We start from the raw sequence: 11,039 nt of genomic DNA, 5'->3' as shown, positions 1-11,039 counted from the left end.
GCGGCGAGCTTGGCGATTTGCTTCGGACAGGGCGGATTCGGTGAGCCGGGCAGACAACGGGCGCCGCGCCGGCCCGACTCGCTGGTTCGCGTATGCGGCGCTCGTGTTCGCCGGCGCGTGGCTGGCGCTGCAGCTGTATTACCTGGTGCAGATCGGGTGGTGGAGCGTGTTCGATCCGTCGTCGAGCGCCTTCATGCGCGCCGACGCCTGGCGTTTGTCCGCCGCGCAGCCGCCGGTGGCGATCCAGCATCGGTGGGCGCCGTACGACCAGATCTCGCGCAATCTCAAGCGCGCGATCATCGCGTCCGAGGACGCCGATTTCGCGAACAACAACGGCTACGAAGTCGACGCGATCCTGCAGGCCTGGGAGCGCAACAAGGCGAAAGGGCGGATCGTCGCCGGCGGCTCGACCATCAGCCAGCAACTCGCGCGCAACCTCTTCCTGTCGAGCCAGAAAAGCTATCTCCGCAAGGGGCAGGAGCTGATCATCACGTGGATGCTCGAAACGCTGCTCGACAAGGAGCGGATCTTCGAGATCTATCTGAACTCCGTCGAATTCGGCAAGGGCGTGTACGGCGCCGAGGCGGCCGCGCGGTATTACTACCGGATTCCCGCGAGCAAGCTGAGCGCGTGGCAGTCCGCGCGGCTCGCGGTGATGCTGCCGAATCCGAAGTATTTCGATGCGCATCGCGGCTCGCCCTACCTGTCGCAGCGCGCGGGCGTGATCGCGCGGCGGATGGGGGCGGCGGAACTGCCTGCATCGCAGTAGACATCCGCGCACTGCGTTCTTCCCGTTGCGATGTGCCCCCGTTACCGGGGGCTTTTTTTGACGAGAACGGGCGGCACTTGCACCTTTCCGACGGGGGCGAACACCGGCTTTCAAAATGTCTACACGCGGATTGTTTCGATTACTTCATCTATTTCGACAGCCTGATTAATCCGCCGGATGGGTTTGAAATCTGTAACCAAAGCCTGGGCAGGATTGTCGGTTTTCGATGCGGCGGCATAAATAGAAATACAAGAGTCAGCTGATTGAATGGTTTTGGTTTGATTCAAGAATTGCATTTGAAAGGATGAAAACCGATCCATTTCTTTCAAATGTTTCCGTATTTTTCAAATCGAATTCGGTCGCGTATATTGGCCCACGCCTTGGCTTATCGGCCGATCGAGCAAGGTGGGGGGCCGCCTACCGGCAGCTCTATAAAACAACATGAGAGAAGGAAAACGACTATGCCAGCGAGCAAAACGAAGCTGTTATTAGGAGCGGTTTTCTCTTCGCTGCTATTGGCGGCGTGTAACGGAGACGATGCAAGCCCGGTCGCGAGCGCCGCCAATGCCGAGAGCACGGTGAACAACAGCGCGGCGTCCGGCGCGGACAAGCCTTATTCCGACCCCAACCGCTATTCGTCGAATCCCGGCGCGTCGCTGTCCGCTGCGGCGGCGACGGAAAACGCGGCGGTCACCCATCACCAGATCACGCTGAACGGCACGACCCTCAACTACACCGCCACCACCGGCCACCTGGTCGCGAAGAATCCGCAGACCGGCAAGGCCGAAGCATCGTTCTTCTATGTCGCGTACACCGCCGACAATCAGTCCGCCGCGAAGCGCCCGGTCACGTTCTTCTACAACGGCGGCCCCGGCTCGTCGACGGTCTGGCTGCACCTCGGCTCGTTCGGTCCGAAGCGCCTCGTGACCGGCGATCCGAACGCGAACACCGCGACGCCGTTCCCGTTCGTCGACAACGCGCAGAGCCTGCTCGACACGACCGACCTGGTGTTCGTCGATGCGGTGGGCACCGGCTACTCGGAAGCGATCGCGCCGAACACCAACCAGACCTTCTGGGGCGTCGATCAGGATGGCGCGGTGTTCCGCGATTTCGTGATCCGCTACCTGGCCGCGAACCAGCGCAGCGCGTCGCCGAAATACCTGTTCGGCGAATCGTACGGCACGCCGCGCACCGACGTGCTCGCGAATCTGCTCGAGACCGCCGGCGTACAGCTTGACGGTATCGTGCTGCAATCGTCGATCCTGAACTACAACAGCAACTGCGACATGGCGAGCAACTATGTCGGCAACTCGAACAACGGCACGAGCGCCGTCAGCTGCGCGGGCTACGTGCCGAGCTACGGCGCGGTGGGCGCGTACTACCAGCTCGACAATCCGAATCCGACCGATCTGCCGCAGTACGCGGACCAGATGCGTCTGCTGACGGCCGGCACCTACATCCCCGCCGTGAACGCCTATCTCGCCAGCAACACGCCGCCGCCGGCCAGCCTCGTGACGACGATGGCCAATGCGACGGGGGCGAAGGCGTCGCTGTGGAAGGCCGATTTCAACCTGCTGCCGACCACCTTCGACAACAGCTATCAGCTCGCGCTGATTCCGGGCACGCTGATCGGCCGCTACGACGCGCGCGTGAATGTGCCGACCAACAGCCCGCTGGCGTCGGAAGGGGATCCGTCGAGCACGTTCATCACCCAGCCGTTCACCAACACGATCGGCACCTACTTGCCGAACGTGCTGAAGTACACGGCGAAAACGGCCTATGCTGTGGAGAGCAACGCCATCAATACGTGGGACTGGAGCCACGACGGTCTGTCGATGCCCGACACGATTCCCGATCTGGCCGCCGCGATCACGCTCAACCCGTCGCTGAAGGTCCTGTCCCTGAACGGCTATCACGACATCGCGACCCCGTTCTATCAGACGGAGCTGGATCTGGCCCGTCTCGGCGCGCAGCCCAACCTGACCATCAAGGAGTACCAGGGCGGACACATGATTTATCTGGACGACACGTCGCGGCCGCTTGAAAAGGCGGATCTGGTGACGTTCTACAACACGGCGCCCGCGGCGCAGTGACACTGGAGCGAACCCGAACCGCAAGACGCCGGCGCGCGCCGCGCGCGCGTCGGCAGCCGACGACCTTCTTCCACATTGGAGTCTGATATGAAAACGCAATCGGTTATCGCTTGGTCGGCGTTCTTCGCCGCGGGCCTGGCCATGATTCAACCGGCGTGCGCGCAGGATGCGAGCGACGCCGCCCCGAGCCGCAGCGCTCAGGCGCAGCTCGGCGATCCCTACGTTCCGCCGGCGGCGCGCAAGCCGACGGCCGGCACGCAGACGACGGGCGCGGCGCTGCACGCGCAGGTGGTGCGCAAGCTCGCGAGCCAGTTCGCCGCCGCCGACACGCAGAACGCCGGCACGCTGACCGAAGCGCAGGCGAAAGCGGCGGGCCTCGGCTATGTCGCGAACAACTTCCGGCAGATCGACACGAACCGCAGCGGCCGCGTGTCGTTCGCGGATGTGCAGCGCTTCATGCAAACGCAAAGCACGACTCAGAAGTAAGCGACCTGACGCGCAGCCCCACGATGAGCCAACGGGGGTGTCACGAACGGGCTCTGCCGGACCAGCGGCAGAGCCCGTTTTCATTGCGCCCCGATTATCCGAGCGTTGTCTTGGAAATCCCAATATGTGACCATTGCATTCATATATTGGAGACGAAAACGACGACCCCTACAATCCGAAGCACATCGAGATGCTTCGGAAGTCAGGCCCGCAAGGGGCGCCCGAAGCCATATGGAGACACTTCCCATGACGCTCCCCGGGTTGCCTTGCGCATGCTTCGTTCTGCGAACGCCGTTCCGGCCGACGCGACGTGATGCGTGCGATCGCATGTCTGACCCCCGACGGAGTTCACTCGCACCATGAACAAATCCCATGTGACGCTCGCCGCGAACGGCGGAGCCTCGTTCCACGTTGCCCATGACGACGCGCTCGCCGACAGCATCGGTTCGACCGGCACGCCGCTCGATCTGGCCGCGCAGCAGGCCGGCACGCAGACGCTGCTGCGCGGCCTTGCGATCCTGGAGGCCGTGGCGGGCGGCGCCCGCGACATGCGGGCGATCGGCGCCGCGCTCGGCACCACGCGCAGCACCACGCACCGGCTCGTCAGCAGCCTCGTGCAGGCGCGCTACCTGCGCCAGATCCAGGGCGGCTATCTGCTGGGGCCGAAGCTGATCGAACTCGGCACCATCGCGCTCGAGCAGATGCCGCTCACCGCGGTTGCGCGCCCGCACCTCGAGGCGCTCGCGGAAGCGACGCTCGACACCATTCACCTCGGCGTGCGCGACGGCGACGACGTGCTCTACATCGACAAGATTCCCGGCACGCGCGGTCTCGAAATGCGTTCGCGGATCGGGCACCGGATGCCGCTCGCATCGACCGGCATCGGCAAGGCGATGATGCTGGACCTGGGCCCGGCGATCTGGAGCGACCTGTTCGAAGCGTCGAAGCGCGCGCTGGCGGGCGTCAATTTCAAACCCGACCGGCGCCCCGACACGAGCACCTTCCTGCAGCGGATGGCGCATTACGCGGCGGGCGGCTACACGTTCGATCTCGAGGAAAACGAAACCTCGATCCGCTGTGTTGCCGCTCCGGTGCGCGATGCGTCGGGTGCGATCGTCGCGGCTTTGTCGGTGGCGAGCACGATTCCGTACATGCCGCTCGACCGCATGGATGAACTGATTCCGCTGGTGCAGCGCGAAGCGCGCGCGATTTCCGCGGACCTTGGCTGGAGCGCGCCGCAGGCGACGCGCAGGATCAAACGATGACCACAGACGATCGGGCACTGCCCGTTGCTCCCGCTTTACCCGCGTTGATCGCGCTCGACTGGGGCACGACGTCGCTGCGCGCGTATCTGTTCGCCTCGGACGGCAGCGTGCTCGACCGCCGTGCGTTCGCGGCGGGCGTGATGAATCTGCCGCGCGCGGCGGGCACGCAGTCGTTCGACGCGGCGTTCGAACAGGCGTGCGGCGCATGGCTCGATCGCACGCCCGATCTGCCGGCGCTTGCCGCCGGCATGGTCGGCAGTGCGCAGGGCTGGCGCGAGGCGCCGTACGTGACGACCCCGGCCGACGCGGGCGTGCTCGCGACCGGCCTGATTCGGGTGGAAACCGCGCGCGGCACGCCGCTCGCGATCGTGCCGGGCGTGCTGAAGCCGGGCGAGCTGCCCGACGTGATGCGCGGCGAGGAAACCCAGATCGTCGGCGCGCTCGCGGGCGATCCGTCGCTGTCGGACGAGGGCGACGGCGTGCTGATCGGATTGCCGGGCACGCACGCGAAATGGGCGTGGGTGCGCAACGGCCGGATCGAGCGCTTCCAGACCTACATGACGGGCGAACTGTACGCGACGCTGCGCGACCACACGATACTCGGCCGCACGATGAAGACGCCCGCCGAGCCCGACGAGAATGCTTTCCTGCGCGGCGTGACGGTCGCGCGCAAGGCGCGGCAGGCGGGCCTGCTCGCGACGATCTTCAGCACCCGCACGCTCGGGCTGACCGCGCAGCTCGCGCCGGAAGCGCAGGGCGATTACCTGTCCGGCCTGCTGATCGGCCACGAGCTGAATGCGCTTGTCGCGATGCTGGCGGAGCACGGCGCCTCGCTCGCCGGGCAGCCGCTGCGCCTGATCGGCGACGGCGCGCTGTGTGGCCGTTATCGGCTCGCGCTGGCCGAGTTCGGCTGCGACGGCGCACGGATCGTCGAGCNCGCGATGCTGGCGGAGCACGGCGCCTCGCTCGCCGGGCAGCCGCTGCGCCTGATCGGCGACGGCGCGCTGTGTGGCCGTTATCGGCTCGCGCTGGCCGAGTTCGGCTGCGACGGCGCACGGATCGTCGAGCATGCGACCGAGTGCGGCCTGTGGCGCATCGCGACGCAGGCGGGGCTCGTCGACGCGAACGGCCACGCGGCCTGCGCCGCGCAATAGGCGCGGCGCGCAACCCTATCCAGAGGACTCAGCCGATGTCATCCGAACTCAACCTGCCCGCGCCGTACGCGCCGCACGCGGGACTGATGCAGGCGTTCGCCGCGTGCCCGCTGATCGCGATCCTGCGCGGCATCACGCCGGGGGAAGCGGCGGAGCACGGCGCCGCGTTGTACGAAGCGGGATTCCGCCTCGTCGAGGTGCCGCTCAATTCGCCCGATCCGCTCGCGAGCATCGCCGCGCTGCGCGGCGCGCTGCCCGACGACGCGCTGGTCGGCGCGGGCACGGTGCTGCGCGCCGAACACGTCGACGCGGTGCGCGACGCGGGCGGCGGGCTGATCGTGATGCCGCACAGCGACGCCGACGTGATTCGCCGCACCAAGGCCCTGGGGCTGGCCAGCGCGCCCGGCGTGGCGACGCCGGGCGAGGCGTTCGCCGCGCTGAAACAGGGCGCGGACGTACTGAAGATGTTTCCGGCCGAACAGCTCGGCCAGCCGACGGTGAAGGCGTGGCGCGCGGTGATCGCCGCGCAGGTGCCGCTCGTGCCGGTCGGCGGCGTGACGCCCGACAACATGGGCCCGTATCTCGCGGCCGGCGCGAACGGCTTCGGCCTCGGTTCGGCGCTGTACCGGCCCGGCCAGAGCGCCGCGACGACGGCCGCGAATGCGCAAGCGTACGTGAACGGGCTGCGGATCGCGAGGAAAGGAGCGGCACGGTGAATCGTCTCGCGGGCAAGTCCGCTCTGGTGACGGGCGCGGGGCGCGGCATCGGCGCCGCGATCGCGCTCGCCTTCGCGCGCGAAGGCGCGGCGGTCGTGCTCGCGGAACTCGACGACGCGCAAGGCCGCGAGACGGCGGCGGCGATCGCGCGCGACGTGCCGGACGCCCGCGTCCTCGCGATCGGTACCGACGTCACGCGTTCCGAATCGGTCCGGGGCGCGGTGGCGGCGGCGGAACGCGCGTTCGGCCCGCTCGACATCCTGGTGAACAACGCCGGCATCAACGTGTTTTGCGATCCGCTGACCCTGAGCGACGACGACTGGCGGCGCTGCTTCGCGGTGGATCTCGACGGCGTCTGGAACGGCTGCCGCGCGGTGCTGCCGGGGATGGTCGAGCGCGGGCGCGGCAGCATCGTGAATCTCGCGTCGACGCACGCGTTCAAGATCATCCCGGGCTGCTTCCCGTACCCGGTCGCGAAGCACGGCGTGCTGGGCCTCACGCGCGCGCTCGGCATCGAATACGCGCCGCGCAACGTGCGGGTGAACGCGATCGCGCCCGGCTACGTCGAGACCCAGCTGACGCGCGACTGGTGGAACGCGCAGTCCGATCCGCAGGCGGCGCGGCGCGACACGCTCGCGCTGCAGCCGATGAAACGGATCGGGCAGCCGGACGAAGTGGCGATGACGGCGGTGTTTCTCGCATCGGACGAGGCGCCGTTTATCAATGCGAGCTGCATCACGATCGACGGCGGGCGCTCGGCGCTGTATCACGACTGAGCGGGTCCGGCGCAGAAGGAAAGACCGCAGCACGCGACGGCCGCGTGCGTGCTGCGGCAATCAGAAATAAGCGGCCAGTCCTGACTCGATGAAGACAAGGAGACATGCAACATGAAACGCAGAATGTTTGTCACGCTGGCAGCCGCGACCGCGGTGCTGATGAGCGGCCCGTTCGCGCACGCCGCCGACCCGGTGAAGATCGGCTTTCTCGTCAAGCAGCCCGAGGAGCCGTGGTTCCAGGATGAATGGAAGTTCGCCGAGATCGCCGCGCAGCAAAAGGGCTTCACGCTCGTGAAGATCGGCGCGCCGTCCGGCGAAAAGGTGATGAGCGCGATCGACAATCTTTCCGCGCAGAAGGCGCAGGGCTTCATCATCTGCACGCCCGACGTGAAGCTCGGGCCGGGCATCGTCGCGAAGGCGAAGTCGCACGGCCTCAAGATGATGACGGTCGACGACCGCCTCGTCGACGGCGCGGGCAAGCCGATCGAGGCGGTGCCGCACATGGGCATCTCCGCGTACAACATCGGCAAGCAGGTCGGCGACGGCCTGGCCGCCGAGATCAAGAAGCGCGGCTGGAACATGAACGAGGTCGGTGCGATCGACATCACCTACGAGCAATTGCCGACCGCGCACGACCGTACGTCGGGCGCGACCGACGCGCTCGTCGCCGCGGGTTTCCCGAAGGCGAACGTGATCGCCGCGCCGCAGGCCAAGACCGATACCGAAAACGCGTTCAACGCCGCGAACATCGCGCTGACGAAGAACCCGCAGTTCAAGCACTGGGTCGCCTACGGCCTGAACGACGAAGCGGTGCTGGGCGCGGTGCGCGCGGCGGAAGGGCGCGGCTTCAAGGTGGCCGACATGATCGGCATCGGCATCGGCGGCTCGGATTCGGCGTTGAACGAGTTCAAGAAGCCGCAGCCGACGGGCTTCTACGGCACCGTCATCATCAGTCCGAAGCGCCACGGCGAGGAAACGGCCGACCTGATGTACGCGTGGATCACGCAAGGCAAGGAACCGCCGAAGCTCACGCTCACGACCGGCATGCTCGCGACGCGCGACAACGTCGGCCAGGTACGCGAGGAGATGGGGCTGGCGTCGAAGTAAGCGCAAGGGACGCGCCGCCGTATGCGGCGGCGCGTGATGGCGAAGCATCGGGATAGGAGAGGCGACGTGTCAGCGGCACTGCGTTTTGACAATATCGGCAAGGTCTTTCCAGGCGTGCGCGCGCTCGACGGGATTTCGTTCGACGTGCATGCGGGACAGATTCACGGCCTCATGGGCGAGAACGGCGCGGGCAAGTCCACGCTGCTCAAGATTCTCGGCGGCGAATATCAGCCCGATTCGGGCAGCATGCTGGTCGACGGCCAGGCGCAGCGGTTTCCGAACGCCGCCGCGTCGATCGCGGCCGGCATTGCCGTGATCCACCAGGAACTGCAGTACGTGCCCGATCTCACCGTGGCCGAGAATCTGCTGCTCGGGCGCCTGCCGAACGCATTCGGCTGGGTACGCAAGGGCGATGCGCAGCGTTTCGTGCGCGAGCGGCTCGCCGCGATGGGCGTCGATCTCGACCCGCGCGCGAAGCTGCGCCGGCTGTCGATCGCGCAGCGGCAGATGGTCGAGATCTGCAAGGCGCTGCTGCGCAACGCGCGCGTGATCGCGCTCGACGAGCCGACCAGCTCGTTGTCGCATCGCGAGACCGAGGTGCTGTTCAAGCTGGTCGACGATCTGCGCCGCGACGGCCGCGCGCTCATCTACATCTCGCACCGGATGGACGAGATCTACCGTCTGTGCGATGCGTGCACGATCTTCCGCGACGGCCGCAAGGTGGCGTCGCACGCGGCGCTCGCCGAGGTGCCGCGCGACACGCTGGTGAGCCAGATGGTCGGCCGGGAGATCAGCGACATCTACCATTACAAGCCGCGTCCGCTCGGCGATGTGCGGCTCGCCGTGCAGGCGCTCGAAGGCGACGCGCTGAGGGCGCCCGCGAGCTTCGAGGCGCGAGCGGGCGAGATCGTCGGCTTCTTCGGTCTGGTCGGCGCGGGGCGCAGCGAACTGATGCGCGTGATCTACGGCGCGGACCGCAGGAAAGGCGGCGCGCTCGCGCTCGACGGCGTGCCGATCGACGTGAGGCGCACCGGCGACGCGATCCGCCACGGCATCGTGCTGTGCCCGGAAGACCGCAAGGAAGAGGGGATCATCGCGATCGCGACGGTCTCGGAGAACATCAACATCAGCTGCCGCCGCCACTCGCTGCGCGCGGGGATGTTCCTCGATCGCAAGCGGGAAGCCGCGACGGCCGATCGCTTCATCCAGCTGCTGAAGATCAAGACGCCGAGCCGCCGCCAGAAGATCCGTTTCCTGTCGGGCGGCAATCAGCAGAAGGCGATTCTGTCGCGCTGGCTCGCCGAGCCGGACCTGAAGGTGGTGATCCTCGACGAGCCGACGCGCGGCATCGACGTCGGCGCGAAGCACGAGATCTACAACGTGATCTACCAGCTCGCGGAGCGGGGCTGCGCGATCGTGATGGTGTCGTCCGAGCTGCCGGAAGTGCTCGGCGTGTCCGACCGCATCGTCGTGATGCGGGAAGGGCGGATCGCGGGCGAACTGAATCGCGCGCAAGCAAACGAACAGGCGGTGCTGAATCTGGCGCTGCCGCAAGGGACGGCGGCGCGGGCGGCATAGACCGGCTCGACGCGGCAACGACTGGACGAAGGCGCGGCAAGGTCCGCGCGAGGCAGGAGCGACAAACATGCAAGTCAGAGAAAACCTTCCGCAGGCGGCGACCCAGCAGTCGGCCGACGCCCTGGTCCCGCAGGCCACCGACCGGCAAAAATGGTGGCAGCAGTTGACCGACTACAGCCTCATCGTGATCTTCGCGGTGATGTTCATCACGATGTCGCTGACGGTCGATCACTTCTTCTCGATCGACAACATGCTCGGTCTCGCGCTGTCGATCTCGCAGATCGGCATGGTCGCGTGCACGATGATGTTCTGTCTGGCGTCGCGCGACTTCGACCTGTCGATCGGCTCGACGGTCGCGTTTTCCGGCGTGCTGTGCGCGATGGTATTGAACGCGACCGACAACACCTTCGTCGCGATCGTCGCGGCGGTCGCGGCCGGCGCGGCGATCGGCTTCGTGAACGGCGCGGTGATCGCGTACCTGCGGATCAACGCGCTGATCACGACGCTCGCGACGATGGAAATCGTCCGCGGGCTCGGCTTCATCGTGTCGAAGGGGCAGGCGGTCGGCGTGTCGTCCGATACGTTCATCGCGCTCGGCGGCCTGACGATGCTCGGCATCTCGCTGCCGATCTGGGTGACCTTGCTCTGCTTCATCGTGTTCGGCGTGATGCTGAACCAGACCGTGTACGGCCGCAACACGCTCGCGATCGGCGGCAATCCCGAGGCGTCGCGCCTCGCGGGGATCAACGTCGAGCGGACCCGCGTGTACATCTTCCTGATCCAGGGCGCGGTCACCGCGCTGGCCGGCGTGATCCTCGCGTCGCGGATCACGTCGGGGCAGCCGAACGCCGCGCAGGGCTTCGAGCTGAACGTGATTTCCGCGTGCGTGCTGGGCGGCGTGTCGCTGCTGGGCGGTCGCGCGACGATTTCGGGCGTCGTGATCGGCGTGCTGATCATGGGCACCGTCGAGAACGTGATGAACCTGCTCAACATCGACGCGTTCTACCAATACCTGGTGCGCGGCGCGATCCTGCTGGCCGCCGTGCTGCTCGACCAGCTGAAGAACCGCGGCGCCCGCGACTGAGCCGCGCGCCG

The 11,039-nt window shown here is 66.8% G+C and carries 11 protein-coding genes; 10 read left to right on the top strand and 1 reads right to left on the bottom strand.

The window, feature by feature from the left end; genetic code table 11:
- Positions 1–40: 40 nt before the first annotated feature.
- A complete protein-coding gene (gene mtgA, locus RZR99_RS19995) occupies positions 41–769 on the top strand; it encodes a monofunctional biosynthetic peptidoglycan transglycosylase (RefSeq protein ID WP_323121508.1) in 729 nt (242 codons plus the stop codon).
- A 119-nt stretch (positions 770–888) separates the two neighbouring features.
- Here mtgA and RZR99_RS19990 read toward each other — a convergent pair whose 3' ends face one another.
- Complete coding sequence (locus RZR99_RS19990; RefSeq protein ID WP_323121507.1) at positions 889–1,098, bottom strand: hypothetical protein; 210 nt, start codon at positions 1,096–1,098, stop codon at positions 889–891.
- A 132-nt stretch (positions 1,099–1,230) separates the two neighbouring features.
- Here RZR99_RS19990 and RZR99_RS19985 point away from each other — a divergent pair, with 132 nt between their 5' ends.
- The 9 genes from RZR99_RS19985 (at position 1,231) to araH (ending at position 11,028) form a co-directional block, all read left to right on the top strand.
- Positions 1,231–2,862, top strand: a complete 1,632-nt coding sequence (locus tag RZR99_RS19985; RefSeq protein ID WP_323121506.1) for a S10 family peptidase — start codon at positions 1,231–1,233, stop codon at positions 2,860–2,862.
- A gap of 87 nt (positions 2,863–2,949) precedes the next feature.
- Positions 2,950–3,348 carry an EF-hand domain-containing protein gene (locus tag RZR99_RS19980; protein ID WP_323121505.1) on the top strand — a complete coding sequence of 133 codons (399 nt, stop codon included), beginning with the start codon at positions 2,950–2,952 and terminating at the stop codon, positions 3,346–3,348.
- 359 nt (positions 3,349–3,707) lie between these two features.
- Positions 3,708–4,613, top strand: a complete 906-nt coding sequence (locus tag RZR99_RS19975; RefSeq protein ID WP_323121504.1) for an IclR family transcriptional regulator — start codon at positions 3,708–3,710, stop codon at positions 4,611–4,613.
- On the top strand, positions 4,610–5,767 hold the full coding sequence (locus RZR99_RS19970; RefSeq protein ID WP_407655479.1) for a 2-dehydro-3-deoxygalactonokinase: 1,158 nt from the start codon (positions 4,610–4,612) through the stop codon (positions 5,765–5,767). Before RZR99_RS19975 ends, RZR99_RS19970 begins: the two co-directional genes overlap by 4 nt.
- 35 nt (positions 5,768–5,802) lie before the next feature.
- Positions 5,803–6,483: a 2-dehydro-3-deoxy-6-phosphogalactonate aldolase gene (locus RZR99_RS19965; RefSeq protein WP_323121503.1), complete on the top strand. Its 681-nt coding sequence runs from the start codon at positions 5,803–5,805 to the stop codon at positions 6,481–6,483.
- The gene (locus tag RZR99_RS19960) at positions 6,480–7,259 is read left to right on the top strand and encodes an SDR family oxidoreductase (RefSeq protein ID WP_323121502.1); all 780 of its coding nucleotides are present in this window, start codon (positions 6,480–6,482) and stop codon (positions 7,257–7,259) included. Before RZR99_RS19965 ends, RZR99_RS19960 begins: the two co-directional genes overlap by 4 nt.
- A 111-nt stretch (positions 7,260–7,370) precedes the next feature.
- Positions 7,371–8,366, top strand: coding sequence for an arabinose ABC transporter substrate-binding protein (locus RZR99_RS19955; RefSeq protein WP_323121501.1), 996 nt, complete (start codon positions 7,371–7,373; stop codon positions 8,364–8,366).
- A 66-nt stretch (positions 8,367–8,432) separates the two neighbouring features.
- Complete coding sequence (gene araG / locus RZR99_RS19950) at positions 8,433–9,944, top strand: L-arabinose ABC transporter ATP-binding protein AraG (protein ID WP_323121500.1); 1,512 nt, start codon at positions 8,433–8,435, stop codon at positions 9,942–9,944.
- Positions 9,945–10,011: 67 nt separating this feature from the next.
- A complete protein-coding gene (gene araH, locus RZR99_RS19945; protein WP_323121499.1) occupies positions 10,012–11,028 on the top strand; it encodes an L-arabinose ABC transporter permease AraH in 1,017 nt (338 codons plus the stop codon).
- Positions 11,029–11,039 lie beyond the last annotated feature (11 nt).

The sequence above is a fragment of the Burkholderia alba genome, assembly GCF_034721475.1.
GTDB lineage: Bacteria > Pseudomonadota > Gammaproteobacteria > Burkholderiales > Burkholderiaceae > Burkholderia > Burkholderia alba.
This window is presented reverse-complemented; position numbering and strand designations above follow the sequence as displayed.